Origin of the sequence: Noviherbaspirillum suwonense, assembly GCF_900182955.1 — a bacterium.
Classification (GTDB): Bacteria; Pseudomonadota; Gammaproteobacteria; order Burkholderiales; family Burkholderiaceae_D; genus Noviherbaspirillum_A; species Noviherbaspirillum_A suwonense.
The window spans coordinates 1-22903 of the sequence record NZ_FXUL01000012.1; the positions used below are offsets into that span (position 1 = coordinate 1).

General features: G+C 62.7%; 19 protein-coding genes. 7 read left to right on the forward strand and 12 right to left on the reverse strand.

The genetic code is table 11. The features are described 5' to 3' along the window. Window positions 1-365: 365 nt before the first annotated feature. Window positions 366-590 carry a DUF1059 domain-containing protein gene (locus QOL82_RS15520; protein ID WP_283443204.1) on the forward strand — a complete coding sequence of 75 codons (225 nt, stop codon included), beginning with the start codon at window positions 366-368 and terminating at the stop codon, window positions 588-590. A gap of 157 nt (window positions 591-747) precedes the next feature. Here QOL82_RS15520 and QOL82_RS15525 read toward each other — a convergent pair whose 3' ends face one another. Beyond that, window positions 748-2151 carry an MFS transporter gene (locus tag QOL82_RS15525; RefSeq protein ID WP_283443205.1) on the reverse strand — a complete coding sequence of 468 codons (1404 nt, stop codon included), beginning with the start codon at window positions 2149-2151 and terminating at the stop codon, window positions 748-750. Between the two features lie 633 nt (window positions 2152-2784). Beyond that, the gene (locus QOL82_RS15530; RefSeq protein ID WP_283443340.1) at window positions 2785-3759 is read right to left on the reverse strand and encodes a MurR/RpiR family transcriptional regulator; all 975 of its coding nucleotides are present in this window, start codon (window positions 3757-3759) and stop codon (window positions 2785-2787) included. A 64-nt stretch (window positions 3760-3823) separates the two neighbouring features. On the opposite strand from QOL82_RS15530, the gene QOL82_RS15535 reads away from it, so the two are divergent. Together QOL82_RS15535 and QOL82_RS15540 are read left to right on the forward strand one after the other, a co-directional pair. Further along, window positions 3824-5143: a C4-dicarboxylate transporter DctA gene (locus QOL82_RS15535; protein ID WP_283443206.1), complete on the forward strand. Its 1320-nt coding sequence runs from the start codon at window positions 3824-3826 to the stop codon at window positions 5141-5143. A 659-nt stretch (window positions 5144-5802) separates the two neighbouring features. After that, entirely contained in the window at window positions 5803-6837 is a 1035-nt protein-coding gene (locus QOL82_RS15540; RefSeq protein WP_283443207.1) for an extracellular catalytic domain type 1 short-chain-length polyhydroxyalkanoate depolymerase, read from the forward strand. A 259-nt stretch (window positions 6838-7096) separates the two neighbouring features. On the opposite strand, the gene QOL82_RS15545 is transcribed toward QOL82_RS15540, so the two are convergent. The 9 genes from QOL82_RS15545 to QOL82_RS15585 all read right to left on the reverse strand — a co-directional run bounded on the left by QOL82_RS15545 (window position 7097) and on the right by QOL82_RS15585 (window position 15784). After that, window positions 7097-8476: an MFS transporter gene (locus tag QOL82_RS15545; protein WP_283443208.1), complete on the reverse strand. Its 1380-nt coding sequence runs from the start codon at window positions 8474-8476 to the stop codon at window positions 7097-7099. Window positions 8477-8521: 45 nt separating this feature from the next. Continuing rightward, the gene (locus QOL82_RS15550; RefSeq protein WP_283443209.1) at window positions 8522-9373 is read right to left on the reverse strand and encodes a 3-oxoadipate:acetyl-CoA acetyltransferase; all 852 of its coding nucleotides are present in this window, start codon (window positions 9371-9373) and stop codon (window positions 8522-8524) included. A gap of 165 nt (window positions 9374-9538) precedes the next feature. After that, a complete protein-coding gene (locus tag QOL82_RS15555) occupies window positions 9539-10321 on the reverse strand; it encodes a 1,6-dihydroxycyclohexa-2,4-diene-1-carboxylate dehydrogenase (protein WP_283443210.1) in 783 nt (260 codons plus the stop codon). Between the two features lie 70 nt (window positions 10322-10391). Then, window positions 10392-11408: a benzoate 1,2-dioxygenase electron transfer component BenC gene (gene benC, locus QOL82_RS15560; RefSeq protein ID WP_283443211.1), complete on the reverse strand. Its 1017-nt coding sequence runs from the start codon at window positions 11406-11408 to the stop codon at window positions 10392-10394. 63 nt (window positions 11409-11471) lie between these two features. Next, the gene (benB, locus tag QOL82_RS15565) at window positions 11472-11963 is read right to left on the reverse strand and encodes a benzoate 1,2-dioxygenase small subunit (RefSeq protein ID WP_283443212.1); all 492 of its coding nucleotides are present in this window, start codon (window positions 11961-11963) and stop codon (window positions 11472-11474) included. Further along, window positions 11960-13327 (reverse strand): benzoate 1,2-dioxygenase large subunit, encoded by a 1368-nt coding sequence (gene benA, locus QOL82_RS15570; RefSeq protein ID WP_283443213.1) that lies wholly within the window; start codon window positions 13325-13327, stop codon window positions 11960-11962. Before benA ends, benB begins: the two co-directional genes overlap by 4 nt. 35 nt (window positions 13328-13362) lie before the next feature. Continuing rightward, window positions 13363-14283: a catechol 1,2-dioxygenase gene (gene catA, locus QOL82_RS15575; RefSeq protein WP_283443214.1), complete on the reverse strand. Its 921-nt coding sequence runs from the start codon at window positions 14281-14283 to the stop codon at window positions 13363-13365. A 53-nt stretch (window positions 14284-14336) separates the two neighbouring features. Next, entirely contained in the window at window positions 14337-14627 is a 291-nt protein-coding gene (gene catC / locus QOL82_RS15580) for a muconolactone Delta-isomerase (protein WP_283443215.1), read from the reverse strand. 47 nt (window positions 14628-14674) lie between these two features. Next, a complete protein-coding gene (locus tag QOL82_RS15585; protein WP_283443216.1) occupies window positions 14675-15784 on the reverse strand; it encodes a muconate/chloromuconate family cycloisomerase in 1110 nt (369 codons plus the stop codon). Window positions 15785-15892: 108 nt separating this feature from the next. Here QOL82_RS15585 and QOL82_RS15590 point away from each other — a divergent pair, with 108 nt between their 5' ends. Continuing rightward, window positions 15893-16813: a LysR family transcriptional regulator gene (locus QOL82_RS15590; protein WP_283443217.1), complete on the forward strand. Its 921-nt coding sequence runs from the start codon at window positions 15893-15895 to the stop codon at window positions 16811-16813. Between the two features lie 30 nt (window positions 16814-16843). Here the strand turns inward: QOL82_RS15590 and QOL82_RS15595 are convergent, their stop codons facing one another. Continuing rightward, window positions 16844-17743: a LysR family transcriptional regulator gene (locus QOL82_RS15595; RefSeq protein WP_283443218.1), complete on the reverse strand. Its 900-nt coding sequence runs from the start codon at window positions 17741-17743 to the stop codon at window positions 16844-16846. Between the two features lie 133 nt (window positions 17744-17876). On the opposite strand from QOL82_RS15595, the gene QOL82_RS15600 reads away from it, so the two are divergent. The 3 genes from QOL82_RS15600 (at window position 17877) to QOL82_RS15610 (ending at window position 22818) form a co-directional block, all read left to right on the forward strand. Continuing rightward, complete coding sequence (locus QOL82_RS15600; protein WP_283443219.1) at window positions 17877-19202, forward strand: amidohydrolase; 1326 nt, start codon at window positions 17877-17879, stop codon at window positions 19200-19202. 331 nt (window positions 19203-19533) lie between these two features. Beyond that, the gene (locus QOL82_RS15605) at window positions 19534-21036 is read left to right on the forward strand and encodes a tyrosinase family protein (protein WP_283443220.1); all 1503 of its coding nucleotides are present in this window, start codon (window positions 19534-19536) and stop codon (window positions 21034-21036) included. 171 nt (window positions 21037-21207) lie between these two features. Then, a complete protein-coding gene (locus QOL82_RS15610) occupies window positions 21208-22818 on the forward strand; it encodes an alkaline phosphatase D family protein (RefSeq protein ID WP_283443221.1) in 1611 nt (536 codons plus the stop codon). The last annotated feature ends 85 nt before the right edge of the window (window positions 22819-22903 follow it).

The following is a 22903-nucleotide window of genomic DNA, read 5'->3' on the forward strand; positions in this document are numbered from 1 at the left end:
CTCGAAGGAGATATCGCATGGACCGTGCCAGCCCGCGTGGGCGGTAAAAGCGGCCGAAAACCTGTTATTCCAATATCGAATAGCGGGTTTTGATGCGCTTTAATTACGGTTTGGCGAAGGAGGGTGTCTGCTGACGGCAAACAGTTTTTTAATAACTGTCGGAGGCGGCAATGAGTAGCCGCTTTCAACGCTGCCAGAAGCGCGGAGCTAATCCGCTTGAGAGGCTTGCAAGCGGCCTAGTCCTTGGCTATACCTAAATTGCGATCCTGGGAGCCGCCGGTGCTTCGCGTGGCGATGCACTCCCGCGCCTGGTTGGCAGCGTCACGCAGCCGGCAGCATGTCGAAGACGTTTCGGGGGAATGATCATGACTCGTCAATATATCGATTGCCGCGAATTTCCGAGCGAGATGAATTGCTCGGTGGCCCTGGCAGCCGACACTGCGGAAGAATTACTGGAAGCCGCTGTCCAGCATGCCGTTTCCGTCCACGGGCATGAAGATACGTCCGAGTTGCGCAGCCAGCTTCAGCAACTGTTCAAGGCAGGGACACCGCCGCTGGATTATCCGCGCCGTGAACCATCCCATGCGTGACGCTCGGGCGTATCGTGCAAGCCCCGATAGCGCGACGTTGAATGCGCCAGGTTAGCCTCATCATCCGGCGCCGCAGCCGGCGCGTGACCCGCCCGGATGGCGCAGCACCGGGCATGCGAACGATGGTTCGCCCGCATGCCCGCGCTTGCCTGCCGGGCTAGTCCATTGGAAGCACCGGGACAAGCAGCCTGGAAAAGCTGGCAATGCAGGCGAGCGCGGCAAACAGTGCGCCCAGCAGCAGCGCATGGCTTGCGCCGTGGAGGCTGGACAGGCTCAGGCACAGTGCGACGAGCGCAGCGCCGATCGATTGCCCGGTCAGCCGGGAAATGGCAATGATGCCGCTGGCGCCGCCGCTGCGGTGCGGCGGCGCGCTTCCCATGATCGCCTTCAGGTTCGGGGCCTGGAAAAAGCCGAAGCCGATGCCGCACACCGCCATGCGCCAGCTGATATCGAGCGCGGTGGACTGGAGCGGGAGGAAGTAGAGCGACATCATGCCCGCGGCAAGCACCGCGAGGCCGATGCCCCCCAGCAGACCGGGCGAGTGCCGGTCGCTCAGCCGTCCCGCGATCGGCGCCATGATGCCGACGAAAACCGCCCAAGGCGTCATCAGGAAGCCGGTCTCGATCGGGGAACGGTTCAGCACGGATTCGAAATAGAAGGGCAGGGAAACAAACGCCAGGCTCTGGCATGCGAAGGTGCATACGGCTGTGAGGGACGATAGCGCGAAGGCCGGTCGCCGGAACAGATCGGTCGGCAGGATGGGCGCCTTCTTGCCAGCCTCGTGCCTGAGCAGCAGTACGAAGAACAGGACCGCCAGCGCAAGTTCGGCGAGCGTTGCCGGCAGGGGTGCGAGGTGCGCCGCATCGCTCAGCGCCAGGATCAGCAGGCCAAACGCGCCCATCGTGTACACGGCCGCCATGACATCGAAGCGCCCACCATGGCGCGCCGTGCGGGGCAGGACGCGCAGGCCCAGTGCGACGGCGATGACGCCCAGCGGCACATTGATGGCGAACAGCCACGGCCACGACCACACGGACAGGATCATCGATGCCACGGACGGGCCCAGTGCAAAGCCCACGGCGACCACCAGCGCATTGGTGCCAAACCCGCGACCTCGTAAATGCGCCGGATAGATCACCCGCAGCAGCGCGCCGTTGACGCTCATCAGCGCGCTGGCCCCCAGGCCCTGCAAGAGCCGCGCTGTCACGAGCGCCGGCAGCGACCCGGAGAGCGCACAGGCAAGCGACGCAGCGGTGAATAATGCAACGCCTGCAATGCACATGCGCCGGTACCCGACAATTTCGCTCAGCGCGGCCAGAGGCAAGAGCGTTGCCACCATCGCCAGATGATAGATGTTGATGATCCAGACCGATGCCGCGGGTGTGGCATGCAGCTGCTCGGCCATTGCAGGGAGCGCCGTATTGGCAATGGCCGTGTCGAGCGACGCCATGCCGACGCCGATGCACACGGACAGCATTGCCCATGCGCGTTCACCTGGAGGAAGGCCATCGGGAGGGTTGGACTTTTCGGGATTGTCTTGTTGTTCTTTGTTTGCTTGCATTCGTTTCGGTTTTAATGGGGCGGCACGAAGGATGGAAGGGATGTTCCCCGTCTTTCAGGGAAGCTGGTGTATGGCGGTTGGGACAGACAGGGTAATCGTTTTTCAGGAATTCGACCGTTGTCCAGGCAACGGACGTGACGCCCACGGTCTGATGCATTCGTCACCAAGCCAGATCGACGGCGTCATGCTTCATCATTCCTCGCCGGACGTCCTCGGGACGCCCCTTGAAGTCAGCAGCCAGGCAGCGGGGTCCGCTCTCTTTTGCGCTGTCATTGAAAACCGCCCGTTGGCCAGCGACCAGGCGTCGGCATGCCGGGTTATTCCAGGCGCATCCGGTCCATGCCTGTCCCCGCACGACGGCAGGACCAGATCTGCCAGCAAGCCCAAGGATCAGGTTCGTGCAAGCCAATGCAGTGCGCATTTACACCTTGCCCTGCATGGCGCACGTCAAAGGCAGCAAGGGGAAAAGCGCCCAGGTACTCCAGCCTGAATGGACGTAGCCGGATCCTGGAGAAACGGCCGGAAATCTGGCCCGGACTGGGCCTTGATTTAAGGAAGGTGGAGCGAATGCGCTGCCGCTCTGGAGTCTTTGTATTGGAAATTCGGACGACGCCACGGACCTTCCGTTGCGTCCTAAAATTCTTTCAACTGCATATGCAGGTCTTCGATCCTCGCCAGGCGTTCCCGGCCCTGAAGGCCGACCAGCCTGATCAACTTCTCGGAAAGCACATGGCACACAGTCATGACGGCCGTGTGGTTATCCAGGGGGATAGGACTGCTCGTTTCGCATTTAATCGTCCAGTCCGCCTGAATATCCTGTTCACTTGCTGTGTCCGTGATCAGTACGACTTTTGCGCCGGACTGCCGTACCGTGGAAACCAGTCCAGCCAGGCCAGGCTGCCGTCGCCTGAGGCCAAAAACGATAAACAGGTCAGCGGGCATCAAGCCGACAAGATATTCGCCCAGGGTCTCTCCGGAAGCCGGGAGCAGGTAGACATCGCTGCGAAACTGAATCAATTGCCAGCGCAAGTAAGCGGCGAAGAAATAATTATTTCGCTGTCCGAATATTCGGATCTGCCGTGCCCCGGCCAGCTGGCTGCCGATTTCCTCGATGACAATCGGAGAAATGCTTTCGAAGCTTGTCCGGATATTGGTGATACTGGCTTTGATATGGGCTTCAAATGGATCCTGGTCGATGACTTCTTGCGGTTCGCTGCTGCGGTCAAGCAAGAACAGCGGAGAGCCCCAGGCAATGCCCTCGCGCGCCAGACGCCGCATCTGTTCAAAGCTGTCATAACCCAGGCGTTGCACCAGGCGCGTCATCGTTGCATTGGACACCCCGGCCATGCGCGCAATCTCGGATGCCGAATAGCTCGCCATCTGACCAGGCGACTGCAGGATCATCTGACCGAGCTTTTTCTCCGCCTTCGGCAATTGGTCCATTACTTTCTTGATTCGGACCGAGAGGGTGTCAACGGTGGCGGTTTGCCGGGTCATGGCGAAGGAGCGTGAAGAGTGAAGTTGAAGAATTCTACACGGTGTGACAAAAGCATTGACAGTGAATGAAAAAAGATTTTCAATGCTGAAAAAAAGAAAAGATATTTTCATCAAGCCAGGATGCGTTAGCCGGCCAAGGTAGCCTCGCCAACCCACCATACACATGGAGACCAAAATGCGTTTTTTCCGCTCACTCTTCGGGCAGGTGGTCATTGCCCTGATTGCCGGCATTCTGGTCGGCGTGCTATATCCCGCTTTCGGCGTCGCCCTCAAGCCGCTTGGCGACGGCTTTATCAAGCTGGTCAAGATGATCATCCCGGTCATCGTGTTCTGCGTCGTGGTGCACGGCATCTACGGCGCGGGCGAACTGCGGAAGGTCGGCCGGGTGGGTCTGAAGGCCCTGATTTACTTCGAAGTCGTGACCAGCCTGGCCCTCGTGCTGGGCCTGGCGCTGGCTTACCTGTTTCATCCCGGGACTGGCATGAATATCGACATCAGTACGCTGGACGCCAGCGCCATGGGTGGCTATGTCGACAGTGCGACCAAGGTTCGCGACGCGGGCTTTGCCGATTTCCTGTTGAAGCTCATTCCCGTCACCGTCATCAGCGCCTTTACTTCGGGCGACGTATTGCAGGTGTTGCTGATCTCGCTGATCTTCGGCTGCGCGCTATCGCTGATCGGCGAGAAAGCGGCGCCGGTTGCCGCGCTCATCGACAGCCTGTCCGCCGCCTTCTTCAAGGCGATGGGTTTCATCATCCGCCTCGCGCCGCTGGGGGTGCTCGGCGCCATTGCCTTTACGGTAGGCAAATACGGCATCGGCTCGCTCAAGCAGCTCGGGCTGCTGGTCCTGCTGTTTTATGGTGCGGTCGCATTGTTCGTGGTCGTCATCCTGGGGAGCATCCTGCGTTTCAGTTCCGGGCTCGGCATCTTCCGCTTCATCCGATACCTGCGCGAGGAACTGCTGGTGGTCCTTGCAACCGCGTCATCCGACAGCGTGCTGCCGCAGATCATGCGCAAGCTGGAAAATATGGGCGTGAAGGACACCACGGTCGGCCTGGTCATACCGACTGGCTATTCCTTCAATCTTGATGCGTTCTCGATCTACCTGACGCTGGCTGCTGTCTTCATTGCGCAGGCGACCAACACGCCGCTGGCGATGTCGGACCTGCTGGCGATCCTGGCCGTCGCGCTGATCACGTCCAAGGGCGCACATGGCGTGCCGGGGTCGGCCATCGTGATTTTGGCCGCCACGCTTTCCGCCATCCCGGCCATCCCGGTCGTCGGGCTGGTGCTCGTGCTATCGATCGACTGGTTCATCGGCATTGCCCGCGCATTAGGCAACCTGCTCGGCAACTGCGTGGCGACCGTGGTCGTCGCGGCCTGGGAAAAGGACATCGACATCGAACGTGCCCGCGCCGTGCTGGACGGCGATGCCAGCGTCGGGTGGGCCTATGACGAAGAACGTGTCAGGAAGGGAAGGCTATCCCGCGCCTGAAGACAGAGCGTGAACGGCTCGTCGCTTACGCGGATGGCACTTCAGCATAAGCCGTGCCTGGTTCCACTTCGACGTCTGGCTGGCGTGGGACCAGCAGTTGATCGATGAAGCGCGCAGAGTGCCCGCGTGCTGTGGCCTGTTGCCAGACTGGTGCATCCAGGGCCATTCCGGAACTGGTGTGACCCCATGCAAAACGTCCAGAAACTCTGGTGCCGGCATGCGGCGACGAGATGCGGGGTCACTCTGCATGTGGCAGCGACTGACCTCGCAGCGTTCCTGGGCAGTGCCAGACTTCGAGCGGCCAATGTCGTTTGAATCAAGCTATTCCCAGAGTCATTTACTTGTGAGCACGATCGAAGGGTGATCGGTCTCAAACCCGGGCTGAAGGCACAGGCATAGGCGCGCGTGTAGAGCCGCCTGCACAGGCGATTAACCGGGCGCAGTCGTCATAGGGGAGGAGTGCTCCTTGAGGAACATGACGACGATGGCGGAAATGCTGCCATTGACGTAGCCGATGCCTTTCCGCGGCAGGAAAGCTCGAACTCCGCTGGCCAGTACGTATAATTGCCCTTCGCCGCCATGCCTGCGTGTGATTTGCTTCCTGGTGCCGCCACCTGTCTACCGGGATCAATGCGTCATCCATACGGCGCGCCTTGCTCATGAGATCAGCCAGCGAACTACTCGAATTTTTGAAGCGGGCAGGACGGTCGTTGCTATCCCGGCCCCCGGTGCCGGAAACGGCGCCGACCCTGCACAGCGGCACGCCGGGCAAACGCCGCGCCGGCCGCGTTTCGACCCGGCCATCGCAATTCCTTCACGGCACATTTCAATGCGATGCCGGCAGCCGCGATTACCGCCTGTTTGTCCCGTCATGCTACGCGGGGCGTCCCCTGCCGTTGATCATCATGTTGCATGGCTGTAAGCAAACGCCAGAAGACTTTGCTGCCGGCACCGCCATGAATGAAGCTGCCGAGGCGGCGGGCCTGCTGGTGGCTTACCCGGCGCAAACGAAGGCTGCAAACCGCATGCAGTGCTGGAACTGGTTCCAGGACAAGCACCAGCAACGCGGTAAAGGCGAGCCGGCCATCATTGCCGGCATCACGCGCGAGATCATGCAGCAGTATGCAATCGATGCGCACCGGGTATATGTCGCCGGCCTGTCGGCTGGCGGCTCGATGGCCGTTGTGATGGGGAACACCTATCCCGACCTGTATGCGGCCGTGGGCGTGCATTCCGGCCTGATGTACCGCGGCGCCGACAATGCCTACAGCGCGATTTTTGCGATGCAACGTGGCGCCCGTATCAAGCCGACGCCCGCCACGCAGGTTTCCGCGCCTGCAACGCCAACCCTTCCCTGCATCGTGTTTCATGGCGAGAACGACCGCACGGTCCATCCGGACAATGGCCAGTTAATCATTGCCCACAGCGCACCCAATTCCCTGGAGGGCCATCCGCCGGCGCAGGTGGAAATCATGGTTCGCCGTGGCCAGGTCGATGGCGGCCATGCCTATACCCAGACAGCCTATCTTGACCAGGAACGCGTCCCGGTAGCAGAACACTGGCTGGTGCACGGCTCGGGCCATGCGTGGTCCGGCGGGCAAGTTCGCGGCAGTTATACCGATGGCAAGGGGCCGGATGCGACTGGGGAAATGCTACGGTTTTTGTTGAGCCACAGTCATCGATCCGGCCCTTGAACAAATTCGGTGCTTGCTGGAATTGCTCGGTGGCCTGTACTGCAACCATGTGCAATGTCCGGGATTGGCGCCAGGCCGATCTGGTCGGTCAAGGCCCTGGGCAGCATGATGCCCCAGAGCGAGGCAATCCCGGGCGCCGCGATGGGCTTCGCGCCGCGAGCTTCGGGCTGAATGCACAAGCCCTCCCGACCAAAATGCGAATGTGTTCTAGTGCATCCAGCACCGACCGGGCGCCAGGAGAAACGCCCAGCAAACTCCCTCACTTCGACGATAGCGCAGAGTTCATTGAAGCCAGGCCTTCGGCGGGGGACGCACCGGTATCGGTGTGGCTCACCGATGCGGCACGCCGATGGTCGATGAAAAGCACAGCAATCGTCGCAATGACTGCCGGGATGGAAATGGCCATGAAGTTTTGCTCCAGCGGCAGCGCCATGCCGACCAGGGTGCCGATCACGATGGGCGCCAGGATGGCGCCGCTGCGGCCGACGCCGGAGGCCCAGCCGATCCCGGTCGACCGCACCGCCATCGGGTAGAACTGCCCCGCATATGCATAGGTCACGATCTGCGTGCCGATGGTCGACGCACCCGCCAGTCCGACCAGCAGGAACAGCAGTCCGGCCGGTACCTTGAAGCCCAGCAGCGTGATGGATACCGCGGCCAGCGCATACATCCCGACCAGCACATACTTGATGTGAAAGCGGTCCGCGAGCCAGCCGCCGGCGACCGCGCCGATGACGGCGCCGAAATTGAGCACCAGCACGAAGGTCAGGGCCGAACCCAGGCTGTAGCCGGCGCTGGCCATCAGTTTCGCGAGCCAGGAGCTGAGCGCATACACCATGAACAGGCACATGAAGAAGGCGATCCAGAACATCACGGTGCTGAAGCCGCGCCCATTCTGGAACAGCTTGCTGATGGGTACGCCTTCGGCCTTGTCTTCGGACGGCAGCGCAAACCGGTCGCCAGCCTCGGGATGGTAAGCCGGCGACAGCCGCGCAACGATGCGCTTCAGTTCATCCAGCCGGTTCTGCCTGATCAGGAAGGGCATCGATTCCGGCAGGTATTTCAGCACAAAAGGAATCATCAGCACCGGTAACCCGGCGGCAAGGAAGACCGACGACCAGCCATAGGATTCGATCAGGCCCTTGCCCAGCAAGGCTGCCACCATGCCGCCGACCGCGTAGCCGCTGAACATCAGGGTCACCATGGTGGACCTGATTTTCCTGGGCGAATACTCGGTCATCTGCGCCACCACGTTGGGCATCACGCCGCCGATGCCCAGGCCGGCCAGGAAACGCATGCCGCTGAACAGGTAGGGGTCGTGCGTCAGTCCCGCCGCGGCGGTGAAGACGCTGAACAGGCCGATGCAGATTGCAATTGCCCTGCGCCGGCCGATGCGGTCGGCGATCGTGCCCAGGAAGATGGCGCCGAACATCATGCCAAACAGCGCGGAGCTGACCATGAAGCCCGCATTCTGCGCAGTCACGCCCATCTCCTTCATGATCGACGGCAGCGCGATGCCGGCCACGGCCAGGTCGTAGCCGTCGCAGACGATGATCAGGGAGCACCACAGGAGGATGCCGGCGTGGTAGCGGTTTAGGCTGGCCTCGTCAGACAGCTTGTGCACGTCGATTTGTCGCATGATGTCGTCTCACTCTCTTGATATTTGATGCGGGTTTGAAATTCTTCAGGCCAGCGCGCGTCGCATTGCCGGCGGCGCGATGCCGAGCATCCGCCTCGCCTCGTCGGGCGTGGCGGGCCGGGCGCCGTGACGGCTGCACAGTTCCGCGGCGATCTGCACGAGCGCGGCATTGCTTGCCGCCAGACGGTCCCGGTCGATGCGCACGTTGTCTTCCAGCCCGGTCCGCACTGCGTCGCCGCCGCGCTGCAGCACCCATTCGATGACCTCGCTCTGGTGCCGCCCGATCCCGGCCGCGGTCCAGGTGGCCTCCGGCGCGAGGCGCTTCAGCACCGACAGCAGCGCGTCGAGCAGATATTCTTCGACCGGCAGCGCATTCCTGATGCCCATGACGAACTGCACATGGGGCCGCTCGTTGATCAGGCCGGCGTCCATCAGCCGGCGCATGCCATACAGGTGCGACAGGTCGAAGATCTCGATCTCGGGCAGGATGCGATGGACCTTCATGGTCGAGGCCAGCTGGTCCACCAGCGCCGGCGCGTTTTCGTAGACGATGGTGGGGAAGTTGACGGTGCCGGTGGCGAGCGAGGCCATGTCGGGCCCGAGCGGCAGGGCCGCGCCGCGCGCACTCTGGTCGCGGCCGCGGCCGCCGGTGGAAAACTGCACGATCATGCCGGGGCAATAGTGGCGTATGCCTTCCAGCACGCGGGCAAACAGCGCCGGATCGGAGGACGCGCTTTCATCCGGGTTCCTGACATGCAGGTGCACCAGCGTGGCGCCGGCTTCATACGCCTGGTGCGTGGATTCGATCTGCTCGGCCACGGTGACCGGCACGGCCGGGTTGTCCTTCTTGCGTGGCACCGAGCCGGTAATGGCGACAGCGATAACGACAGGTCTCATGGGTCTCTCCTGATTGTGTAATACGGATTGCTCGAATACGGATCTGCGACGGCGCGGCAACGCGTCGTCATCGCCCCTGTTCCTGCGGCTGCAAGGATGCGCTGGCCCTTCGGCTGCGGCGATGTGCTTGCTCCCGATCGGGTCGCACCGGACGGGACGCAGGCGTCAGCCCTGGTCGCCGCCGCCGACCGGCAGCACGGTGCCGGTGATGTACGAAGCTTCGTCGGAAGCCAGGAACAGGATCGCGCCGACCTGCTCGGCTATCGTGCCGTAGCGGTGCATCAGGCTGCTGTCCACGGTCTGGTCGACGATGGCCTGGTACCAGGCTTCTTCCTGCGGCGTCAGCTTCGCGGCATTGCGCGGCACCTTGCGCGGCGGCGCTTCGGTGCCGCCCGTGGCCACCGCATTGACCCGGATGCCGTCGGCTGCATGTTCGAACGCGAGGCTGGCCGTCATCGCATTGACGCCGCCCTTGGCTGCCGCGTACGGAACGCGGTAGATGCTGCGCGTGGCGATCGACGACACATTGACGATGGCGCCGCGCTGCCTGTCGATCATCGTCGGCAGCACCGCGTGGCAGCACCAGAGCGTGGGGAACAGCGAGCGCCGGATCTCGGCTTCGATCTGCTCTTCCCGGTAGGCCTGGAATGGCTGCGCCCAGATCGTGCCGCCGACGTTATTGATCAGCATGTCGACGCGGCCATGGGCATCCAGCGCGGCCTGCACCGCGGACTGCGCGCCGGCATAGGTTTCCAGGTCGGCCAGCACCGCGAGCGGCGCCGCACCGCAGCGGCCGGCTTCGGCTGCCACTTCGTGCAGCAGTTCGGAGCGGTCGACCAGCACCAGCTGCGCACCCTCGGCGGCGGCGCGCAGCGCCACGCCGCGGCCGATGCCCTGTGCGGCGCCGGTGACGATCATCACCTGGTTGTCAAAGCGTTTGGATTGCATGGTTTTTCTCGCGGTTGAGTCAATTCAGCTTGGATCAGGCCGAGGCGACTGCGGCCTGCTGCGTCAGTGTTCACGGCTGGCTGGCCGAGAATTTTTCGTAATGGAAACTGGCGGGCTTGCGGCCGGACGCATCCAGCCAGTGCCTGACGGCGTCGACCATGGCGACCGGGCCGCACAGGTAGACGTCGACATCCCCGTCGTTGAGCCATTCGGCATCCACGTGCTCGGTGACATAACCCTTGCGGGCATGGCTGCTTTCCGCGTCGACCACGCAGGTCCGGTATTCGAAGCCGGGCAGCTTCGCCGCGATCGCATCGAGCTGTTCCAGTGCGACCAGGTCACGGTCGAAGGTCACGCCGAACACCATGCGCACCGGGTGACTGCAGCCCTGCGCAGCCAGCGCCTCGAGCATCGACAGGAAGGGCGCGATGCCGGTGCCGCCGGCCAGGAACAGGGCAGGGCGCACCACCTCGCGCAGGTAGAAGCTGCCGAACGGTCCGGTGAAGCCGATGCGCTGCCCGGCCTGCGCTTCCTCGACCAGGTAATTGCTCATGCGTCCGCCCGGCACGTTGCGCACCACGAACGCGGCGTCGCCGGCGCCTGGCGGCGAGCTGAACGAATAGGAGCGCGTCAGCTGCGTGCCGGGGATCTCCACATTCACGTACTGCCCCGGCAGGAAGCCGACGCCGTCGCCCTGGTCGAGCCTGATCGAGAACGCAATGGTGGAGTCGGACAGCCGCGCCACGGCGGCGATGCTGCCCTCGTGCCGGGCCACGCCGGTCTTGCACGCAGCCGAGGATGCCGGCACCTGGATCACGCAGTCCGAGCGCGGCCGGGTCTGGCAGGCCAGGATAATCCCGCCGGCCGCTTCTTCGGCGGTCAGCGCGTCCTCGATATAGCTCGATTCCGGCAGGTCGTACTCTCCCGCCTCGCAGGCGCAGCGGCAGGTGCCGCAAGCGCCGTCGCGGCAGTCGAGCGGAATGTTGATCCGCTGGCGATAGGCAGCATCGGATACGGTTTCATTCGGTGCGCAGTCGATGAAGCGGGTCACGCCGTCTTCGAACTGCAATGCGATTTTAAAAGTCATGACAGTCTCCTGCCCTGCTCGCGCCGGGCATATTCTGGTCGGACGTAAGCCGCGGCCAGCAGGTCAGATGTGGTAGATGTCGATCACCTGGTGGATGTAGTCGTTTTTCAGCACGACATACTTGTTCAGGATTTTCGGCGCCTCGCCGCTGAAGTCGATCACGTAGCGCGACATGCCGAAGTGACTGTAGTTGGCCTTGTAGCGATGGCTCAGCGTGTGCCAGTTGAAGCGCACGGTGCAGACGCCGGCGTCTTCGCTTTCGACTTCGACGTTGCTGATGTTGTGGCTGGTGCGCGTGCTCGGCATGGTGGCGCTGGAGCGCTCGGTCTTGATCCGGAATACCCGGTCTTCCAGCCCCTGCCGGCTCGGATAGTAGATCAGCGAAATCTCGCGCTGCGGGTCGCCGACCAGCGTGTCGTCATCGTCCCAGGAGGGCATCCAGAACACCGCATTCTGGTCGTAGCAGGCCAGCCATTCATCCCAGTGCTCATCGTCCAGCAGACGCGACTCGCGGTACAGGAAGTCGCAGATCCGGGTCCTGTCCACGGCGCTCATTTGGCTGCTCCTTCGACGCGCAGCGCCCGCTTCATTTCCTGCAGCCAGTAGCGGTGCTGCACGGTGTACAGGCCTTCGTCCTCGGTCTTGACGCCGCTCATGACCGGCTTCAGGCCGATCGCATCCGCTGCATCGTCGGCGCCCTCGATCCAGTGCCTGGCGCCGCGCGACATGTCGTTCCATTCCAGCGCCCGGCCCGCATAGCCTTCCTGGCAGGCGCGGAATTCCTCCAGGTCGTCGGGCGTCGCCATGCCGCTGACATTGAAGAAGTCCTCGTACTGGCGGATGCGGCGCGCCCGCGCTTCATCGGATTCGCCCTTGGGCGCGATGCAGTAGATGGTGACCTCGGTCTTGTTGACCGAGATCGGGCGCAGCAGCCGGATCTGCGAGCCGAACTGGTCCATCAGGTACACGTTCGGGTACAGGCACAGGTTGCGCGAGTGCTGGATCATCCAGTCCGCGGTCGCCTCGCCCGCGCGCTCGGCGAACTCGGCGCGGCGCGAGAAGTTCGGACGGTCTTCCGGATTGGCCCACTTGGTCCACAGCAGCAGGTGGCCGTGGTCGAACGCATAGAATCCGCCGCCCTGCTGTCCCCACTTGCCGGCATCCATCGCGCGGATGTTGTCGGCGGCGGCGTTGGCGGCCTTGCGCTGGCTGGTGGTCGCGGCGTAATTCCAGTGGACCGCCGAGACATGGTAGCCGTCGGCGCCGTTCTCGGCCTGCAGCTTCCAGTTGCCTTCGAACGTATAAGTGGACGCGCCGCGCAGCACCTCCAGGCCCTCGCTCGACTGGTCGACGATCATGTCGATGATCTTGGCCGCTTCACCGAGGAACTCGACCAGCGGCTTGACATCGGCATTCAGGCTGCCGAACAGGAAGCCGCGGTAGGACTCGAAGCGCGCCACTTTCTTCAGGTCGTGCGAGCCTTCCTTGTTGAAGCAGTCCGGATAGCCGGCGCCTTCCGGGTCCTTGACCTTGAGCAGCTTGCCGCTGTTGTTGAAGGTCCAGCCATGGAACGGGCAGGTATAGGTCGCCATGTTGCCGCGCTTGTGGCGGCACAGGGTCGCGCCGCGGTGGCTGCAGGCATTGATGAACGCGTTCAGCTGGCCCTGGCGGTTGCGAGCAATCACCACCGGCTGGCGGCCGATGTGCGTCGTGTAATAGTCGTTGTTGCCGGGTATCTGGCTTTCATGGGCCAGGTAGATCCAGTTGCCTTCGAAGATGTGCTTCATCTCCAGCTCGAACAGGGCCTCGTCGGTAAAGGCGCTGCGGTGCAGGCGGTAATCGCCGGTTTCATGGTTCTCGACCAGGAAATCGTCCAGGCTGCGGACGTTCTGGTTCTTGTCGGGATAGATCGGAATCATCGTGTGCTCCTCACTCTCTGGTCAAATCACAGGCGTCAGGCGGCGGCGCGGCTGCGCTCGACCTCGGCTGCCGGGGCGTTGGGCTTGTCGGCCAGCAGGTGGAAGTCGAAATCGATGCTGGCAAACGGCTTGCCTGTTTCACGGCGCGCAATTTCCGCCGCGTCGGTCACATGCGTGACCTTGGGCACCAGGCCTTCACGGCTGGCGAAGGCGAAGTCGTCCCACAGGTATTCGTCGCCGTCGATGTTGATCTGCGTGGTCAGCTTGCGCTGGCCCGGCGCGGTGACGAAGAAGTGGATATGCGCGGGGCGGCGGCCATGGCGGCCCAGCTTGTCCAGCAACTGCTGGGTCGAGCCGTCCGGCGGGCAGCCGTAGCCCATCGGCACGATGCTGCGGAACTGGTAGCGGCCCCTGGCATCGGTGACGATGGTGCGGCGCAGGTTGAACGGCGACTGGGTCTTGTCGAAGAACGAGTAATTGCCCATCAGGTTCGCATGCCACACCTCGACCGTGGCGTTCGGCACCGGCTTGCCGTCGGCGCCATAGACGGTGCCCTGCATGAACAGCGGCTCGGCGTCCTTTTCTTCGCTGCCGTCGTCAAGCCGCGCAAAGCCCTGCGACACTGGTGCGCCGGCCACGTACAGCGGGCCTTCGATGGTGCGCGGGGTGCCGCCGGTCAGACCGGCGCGGGCTTCGGCTTCGTCGGCCCGGATATCCAGGAAACGCTCCAGTCCGAGGCCTGGGGCAAGCAGGCCGAGCTCGTGCCTCGCACCAGCCTCCGCCAGGAATTCGATGCCCTTCCAGACTTCGCTGGGCTGCAGGTCCAGGTCCTCGATCGCCTTGAACAGGTCGCCGACCAGGCGTACCACCACCTGCTGGACGCGCTTGTCGACCGGGCCCCTGGCGGTGTCGACGATGAAGTTGTTGACCAGCTTGTCGATATCGGAATGGTTCATTTCGGATCTCCTCGTTGAATGGATAGTCTTGCTGCGGGTAGGTAGGCGGCGACTCAGCGGTCGCCGTCACGGATCGATGACGGATGGCGCAGCAGAGCCATCACCTCGATCTGCATGAAGGGGAACAGCGGCAGCATCGACAGCACCGCATGCAGCTCGTCGTTGTCCCGGACATCGAAAATGCTGACGTTCGAGTACTGGCCGGCAATGCGCCACAGGTGACGCCAGGTGCCGGCTTGCTGCAGTTCGGCGGCGCGGGCTTTTTCAACGCGCTTGAGTTCGGCCGCCTTTTCCTCGGGCATGTCATGAGGCAGACGGACATCCATGCGGACGTGGAACAGCATGATCGGATCCTCCGGTGTGATCGGTTAATAATTGATTGGGTAAAGGCCTAGCGGCGGCGCAGCGCGTCAAGCCTGTCCATGTCGACCTGTATGCCGAGGCCCGGGCCGGTCGGCACCTGCAGCATGAAGTCGCGGTAGACCAGCGGCTCGGCCAGGATCTCCTGGGTCAGCAGCAGCGGGCCAAACAGCTCGGTGCCAAAGGACAGGTCGTCGAAGGTCGAAAACAGGTGGGCCGAGGCGGCGGTGCCGACGGCGCCTTCGAGCATGGTGCCGCCATACAGGCTCACGCCGGCCAGCTGCGCGATGTCGGCGGCCAGGCGGGCCGGCACCAGGCCGCCGGACTGGGCAATCTTGATCGCGAAGACGCTCGCGGCGGCTTCGCCCACCAGGGACAATGCCGACAGCGGGCCCTTCAGCGCCTCGTCGGCCATCATCGGCACGGTGAAGCGGCGCGACAGCCTGGCCAGCGCGGCGCTCTGTTCCGAACGTACCGGCTGTTCGATCAAGTCGATGCCGCCGGCTTGCAGCGCGGCGATGCCCTGCTGCGCCTCCAGTTCGGACCATGCCATGTTGACGTCGACCCGGATGCTGACCGCGTCGCCCAGCGCCTTCTTGATGGCCAGCACATGCCGCACGTCGTCCTCGACGCTCCTTGCGCCGATCTTGAGCTTGAAGATGCGGTGCCGGCGCTGCTCCAGCATTGCTTCGGCTTCGGCGATGTCTTTCCTGGTGTCGCCGCTGGCCAGGGTCCAGGCCACGGGCAGCGCATCGCGCAGCCGCCCGCCGAGCAGGTCGCTGACCGGGACGCCAAGCCGCTTGCCCTGGGCGTCCATCAATGCGGTTTCGATCGCGCACTTGGCGAAGCGGTTGCCCTGTATGACCTTGCGCACCCTGGCCATGCAGGCGGCGACATTGTCTGCCGTCATGCCCAGCAGCAGCGGCGCGATATGGGTGTCGATATTGACCTTGATGCTTTCCGGGCTTTCGTCGCCGTAGTTCAGGCCGCCGATGGTGGTCGCCTCGCCCCAGCCTTCGATGCCGTCGCGGCAGCGTATGCGCACCAGCACCAGCGTCTGCGACTGCATCGTCGCGACCGAGAGTTTGTGGGCGCGGACGGTCGGGATGTCGGCGAGGATCGTTTCAATTGCTTGGATCATGGTAGTCAGGTATAACCCGGTGAATTGCTGGTATTCGTAGAATAGATAGCCGCCATAAGCGCGTCCAACACCGATTCAGTATTTTTTTCATACCTAAAAGGTATTCCCATGGAGCTACGGCACTTGCGCTACTTCGTGGCGGTTGCCGAGGAACGCAACTTCACGCGCGCGGCCGAACGGCTGCACATTGCCCAGCCGCCGTTGAGCCGGCAGATCCAGCAGCTCGAGGAAATGGTCGGCGTCGCGCTGGTGGTGCGCGGCTCGCGCCCGCTTGAACTGACCGAGGCCGGGCACTTCTTTTACGGCCATGCAGTGCAGCTGCTGGCGCAGGGCGCGGAAGTGCTGTCGATGACCCGGCGCATCGGCAAGATCGAGCGCAAGTTTTCCATCGGCTTTGTCGGCTCCACGCTTTTCGGCTTTCTGCCAGAGGTCGTGCGCCGTTTCAAGGCAGCGCAGCCGACCACCGAGGTGACGCTGCATGAGATGACGACCATGGAGCAGATCAAGGGTCTGAAGGAGGGCCGCATCGATGTCGGGATCGGGCGCATCCGGCATGAAGACCCGAACATCCGCCGCATCCTGCTGCGCGAGGAAGCGCTGATCGCAGCCTTGCCGATGGGCCATCCGCTGAGCTTCCTGGACCGCGGCCTTTACCTGCGCGAGTTCGTCAACGACAAGCTGATCGTGTTCCCCAAGACGCCGCGTCCGAGCTTCGCCGACCAGGTCCTGGCTGCTTTCCGCGACCACGGGCTGTCGCCGGTCGATACCCTGGAGGTAAGGGAGCTGCAGGTGGCGCTGGGACTGGTCGCCGCCGGGATGGGCGTGTCCATCGTCCCGAAAAGCGTGCTTGGCCTGAAGCGCAGTGATGTCTGCTACAAGCCGATGGATGAGCCGAACCTGACTTCGCCCATCATCATGAGCATCCGCGCGCTGGACAAATCGGAAGCCATCCGCTCCCTGCTCGACCTCATCTACAGCCTGTACCGATCGGAAGGCGTCCCGCATACGCAGGAAACGCTGGACGACTGAGCGGGCGGGCTGCCGCTGCGGCCCATGCTGTCATTCGCCGAAATGGCGATGCGCAAAGTCGCGGAACGCGTCCACCACCGGCAATTCGCTGCGCCCGGCCACGCTTGCCAGCGCATACCGGCCCAGCCGCTCCGCGTGCGGCGCCACCTGTATTTCCCTGACGCGGCCTTCCTCGATGCGTGACTTCGCGCACCGGAAGATCCCGAAGAACACGGCTTCCGTGGTTTCAACGATGTCGAGCAGGCTGGGGATATCCTCGCTGCTGATGGTCATCAGGCGCGTCGGGTGGGCATTGGCGCCCAGCTCGACGACCAGGCCGCGGCTGATTTCGTCGCTGAGCGGCGTCGAGATCACTGGATGTTCGCGCAGCATGGACAGGTCGATCGAGGCGTAATCCAGCAGCGGGTGACCGGCGCGGCACAGGAAGCCGCCCCGCAGCGGCGGAAGCAATGCCACGTCCAGGTCCGGCGATGAGGGCAGGGCGCGCAGGTCGACCGCGATGATGTCCACCGTCTCGCTGCGCAGCGCCTGCACGAGCAGGTCGACCGAGCCGCGGGACACGTTGACCTGGACCCTGGGATAGGCGGCCGCCATCTGGCGCAGGAACGGCGTCATCAGGATGGCGGCCGGCGTCGGACCGAAGCCGACGCTGATCGTGCCCAGCGACCCGTCTTTCAGTTGCGCCACGCTGCGCCGCAGTTCGGCCGTCTCCGACAGGATGCGCCGGGCGCTCTGCTCCACCTGGCGCCCGTAGGCTGTCAGCGTATTGCGCCGTCCCTTCCGGTCTATCAGGGGTACGCCCAATTCCTGCTCCAGCGCCTGCAAGCTGCGGCTCAGGGCCGGTTGTGTCAGGAACAATGCGTCGGCTGCCTTGCGGAACGACTGGTGCTCGGCCAGGGCGAGCAGGTAGCGCAGGTGGTGCAGGTCCATCCATTACTCCAGGTAATCAGATATGCGCTTCTAATGCATTAGACGCATGGTAATCGAAAGCGTATCGTTTGCAGCGCTGCCAGACCGCACGCCGATGCCGGCAGGCCCCGGACATTAACGAAGGAGACGAGCAATGCAACGCACCCCTGTTTTCCTGGCTCTTGGACTCGCCTTGGCTGGCGCCGTGACGTCGGCGCAGGCAATCGACGAGCAGTTACTTGCAACGATAGGCACCCGGGTTTCCGCGGTCGAAACGAAGATGGTCGGATGGCGCCGGGATATCCATGAGCACCCGGAGCTTTCCAACCAGGAGCACCGCACGGCGGCACTCGTGGCTGCGCATCTGCGCAGCCTGGGCCTCGAGGTCAGGACTGGCGTGGGCGGCACCGGGGTGGTGGGCTTGCTCAAGGGCCGCCAGCCTGGCCGCGTGATCGCGCTGCGCGCCGACATGGATGCGTTGCCGGTCAAGGAAATGGTCGACCTGCCGTTCGCATCCAGGGCCAGGGGCAAGCACATGGGCAAGGAAGTCGACGTGATGCATGCCTGCGGCCACGATGGGCACACGGCGATCCTGATGGCGACTGCCGAAGTCCTGGCGGGCATGAAGGACCAGATCCAGGGCAGCGTCAAATTCATTTTCCAGCCAGCGGAAGAAGGCCCGTCCGAGGTGGCGCACGGCAAGGATGGGCACATTGGCGCGCTGGCAATGGTGGAAGCCGGCGTCCTGGACAATCCGAAGGTGGATGCGGTTGTCGGCCTGCACCTGATACCTGGTTTCGCGGCCGGCACCATTGCTTACCGTCCTGGCCCGATACTGGCCTCCGGCGATTCGTTTTCGATAAAGGTGACCGGCAAGCAGACCCATGGCGGCTTTCCGTGGAACGGCATCGACCCGGTCGTGAGCACCGCGCAAATCATCATGGGTTTGCAAACCATCGTCAGCCGCCAGCTCAACCTGTCGAAGGAAGCGGCTGTCATTTCGATCGGCTCGCTTCACGGGGGCAATCGGGAGAACATCATTCCCGAAAGCGTCGAACTGCTCGGCACGGTGCGTACCTTCGACGACGCGATGCGGGACGACACGCTGAAGCGAATGAAGATCACCGCCGAATCCATTGCGCAGGCCAGCGGCGCGAAGGCCGAGGTCAACTTCATGAAGCCGGTCTATTCGGCCACGGTCAATGACGAAAACCTGACCGCCCGGATGCTGCCGACCATGAAGCAGGTGACAGGCGGCAAAGCCGTCCTTGCCCCCAAGCTGAGCGCGTCGGAAGATTTTTCGGAATTCCAGAAAAAAGTCCCGGGCGTGTTTTTCTTCCTGGGTTCGACAGGCCCGAAGCAGGATCCGAATACCGCCGCACCCAACCACTCGCCCAAATTCGAAATCGACGAGGCCTCGCTTGCGGTTGGCGCCCGTGCATTGACGGCGGTGACGCTGGACTTCCTGGGCCAGCCTTAGCGGCAGGCGCCCGCGTCCGGATTCGGCCAGCCTGGCGCGTGGACCAGTCGACCAGTCGACCAGTCGACCAGTCGACTGTCAGGGCAACGCTTGCCACGGGATTCATCTGCCTTCCATTTACGAAAATCGGCGATCGTCATTGCGATATGACGCGAGGCGTTGCGCAACGGAACGTCCCAGTATTTGAATAACAACCTATCTGATAAATATCAGGTAGGGCCGTTTTTATTGCCCAATACTTAAATCCTGCTGATGCTTTGTTCCATAAACCGGCATCGGGTGACTGTCCTTACCCGATACAGCATGCGCGAAATTTCCATGGAGGTGTCAAATGGCATCCCTGCTCATTGGTCGGCGCGATTTTCTGAAGAGATCCGGATCCGCCATCGCACTGGTAACTTTTCCGAACATAGCGTTTTCCCAAAGCACCACGGCGATACGCCTGGAATGGCAGCAATTCAAGACCACCACGCAATATGCGTCGTTCATCAATGCCGTGCATACCATGCGCGCCAACACCAATGCCCTCAGTCCTGCGTCGTGGACGTACTGGACCAACGTGCATGTCAATTACTGCCCCCACGGCATACCGTACTTCCTGGCCTGGCACCGTGGCTATATTCACTACCTCGAGCAGCAGCTGCGCGTGGTATCCGGGGACAATACGCTTAATCTGCCGTATTGGGACTATTACAAATATCCAACCATGCCTGCGGAATTCACCGATCCGTCGACGAACAATCCGCTGTATGTGCCGCGCACCGGCACCAGTGTTTACAACGCGCTGTCGCTATCGCCTTTTGCTTCGGCGGTGTGGAACTTCCAACGCGGCACGACGAACGCGTTCGAGCCGCTCATCGAATCGGCGCCGCATAACCCGGTGCACAATCTGATCGGCGGCATCATGGCGACGATGCAGTCTCCGAACGACCCGATCTTCTACCTGCACCATGCGCAGATCGACCGGCTGTGGCATGCGTGGGCCATGCCCAACGGGAAAGGCATACCGGCGACGAGCAATCCGTACAACGCGGCGAACAGCAGCCCATACTGGGCCGGCTCGTTTACCTACGCGTCGACGCTGACCATGCCGAAATACCTTGCGTACTATCCCGGATGGCTGGGCAATGACTATGCAAACGTCACGCCGCCCAGCGTTCTGCCGCCGCTTGCAAAGGCCGGCAGCCCGTTCAAGCTGGTACAAGCGCAACTGGAACCTGCAATGACCCGTCCCGCCGTCGCGGACTTGCCCGTCGCAGTACCGCGCACCATCTCGGCGACCAGTCGATCGCTGGGAGGCGTCCTGAATGCGAGACTGGGCGAATCGTCGGCCAGCCTGCAACTGCCGCTGGCGGCGTCCCACCTCCAGACGGTCCGGGATGCGATCTCGGCGGCGGTTGGCGCGGCTGCGCAATCGGGCATAGCGAAAGCGGGCGCCTCCCGCTCGGTCAAGGTGGTGCTCGATAACCTCCAGCTGCGCGGCGCCGGAGCAAAAGGCGGTTTCTTCTATAACGTCTATGTCAATCTGCCGGCAGCCGGCGATGTCGCCGAAATTCGCCAGAAACATTTCCTGGGAACGGTGGGTCCCTTCGAGATTGCCGGCGCGTCGCATCATGGACAGCCGAAGCTGGAGCTGCCAGCCACGGAAGTGCTGGCGGGACTATCGTCGTCAGGGTTGAAGGAAGTCGTTCTTTCGATCGTGCGGGTAAGCGGAGACAATGCGCCGCGCGGCGAAGTGCTTCGAATCGGAGAAGCCAGAATCGAGGTGTCCAGCGATGCACCCTGGGAGCGCAATGCGGGCGGCGGGCTTCTGCCGGGACAGTGCTATTGCTGAACCCAGCCTGGTTGGATTGCCGCGCCCCTGCGCATGCAGGCGACCGCGGCCGGTCCGTCGACGCGTCGACTTGTCGCAAGAACGAAGCGGGGATTTGCAGACTTCGGCATCGATTCATAGGGAAGTCACATTGCGCGTCTAGCCTCGTCGTTTTCCAAGCGAGGAGCTGCAATGACATCTTCCCTATCACGCCGCAAATTTCTGACCGGCGCTGGCGCACTTGCCGGCGGCACGATCCTGACGTCTTCTTTGCCCAATGTTGCCCATGCCGGCTGGAAGGGCCATGCGCCCATGATTGGTCCCAGCGAAGGCGAACGGCCGGCGCTTCCGTCAGGAATACAGTTCGGCGATGTCGCCGATGGCCGGGCCATTGTGTGGGGACGCAGCGACCGGAACGCGCGCATGATCGTTGAATATGACACCACCGACCGGTTCCATCATCCGCTGCGCATTGAAGGTCCGTATGCGACAGCGGAGACCGATTACACGACCCGCATCGACCTCGTGGACTTGCCTCCTGGCCAGACAATCTTTACGCGGGTCCATTACGTCGATCCCCACGACCGCCGGATACGGAGCGAGGTGCATTCCGGTCAATTTCAGACAGCACCGCACGCGCACCGGAAGCGGCCGGTTCGCTTTCACTGGAGCGGCGACAATGCAGGGCAGGGTTGGGGCATCAATACGGAATTCGGCGGCATGAAGATTTATGAAGCGATGCGTCGTCGCAATCCCGATTTCTTCATACACAGCGGCGACACGATCTATGCCGACGGCCCGATCCTTGCCGAAGTCAGGGCCGAGAATGGCCGGATATGGAAAAACATCGTCACGCCCGAAGTCAGCAAGGTCGCCGAGACGCTCAGGGAGTATCGCGGCCGGCAGTCCTATAACATGATGGACGCAAACTTCCAGAAATTCGCCGCAGAGGTGCCCCAGATATGGCAATGGGATGATCATGAAGTGACCAACAACTACAGCGCGTCCAAGGACCTGTCGGCAGATGCACGGTATTCGGTGAAGGATGTGAATGTTCTTGCAGCGCGTGGGCAACGGGCGTTTCTCGAATACGCGCCCATGCGGTTCTACAGCCAGGCTGAACCACGGCGGATCTACCGGAAGATTCCTTACGGCCCGCTCCTCGACGTGTTCGTTCTCGACATGCGCAGCTACCGCGGCCCGAATTCCGCCAACCGCCAGACATCCGAAAGCGACGCAACGGCATTCCTCGGCGGCGCGCAGATCGACTGGCTCATTTCCGAACTCCTGAATTCTTCGGCGACCTGGAAAGTGATTGCCGCCGACATGCCGGTCGGCCTCTATGTCGGTGACGGCAAGGATGCGCAGGGAAATGACAAGTGGGAGGCGGTGGCCAATGGCGACGATGGCCCCGCAACAGGGCGCGAGCTGGAAATAGCCCGTCTTCTGAAGAGCATCAGGACAGTCAAGAACGTCGTATGGGTTACCGCTGACGTGCATTATTGCGCGGCGCATTACTACGACCCGGCCCAGGCGACGTTCAACGACTTTTCCGGGTTCTGGGAATTCGTTGCCGGCCCGATGAATGCCGGCTCATTCGGCCCAAATAAGCTCGATCGCACCTTTGGTCCAACTGCCGTGTTCCAGAAAGGACCGGATGCCCAGGGCGCATCGCCTTTCGCCGGCTTCCAGTTCTTCGGCGAAGTCGATATCGACCCGCATTCAAGGACGCTCTCGGTCGAGCTGATCAACCTGGACGGCGTGTCGCAGTTCAGGAAAACCCTGCATCCTGAAGCAGGATAGGGAGAACGTCTGGTCCGCGCCTACCTGCTGAAACGGTGCAGGCGCCAGTTTCCGAAGGCCGGCCGTTGCCACTAGGCGTCAACGG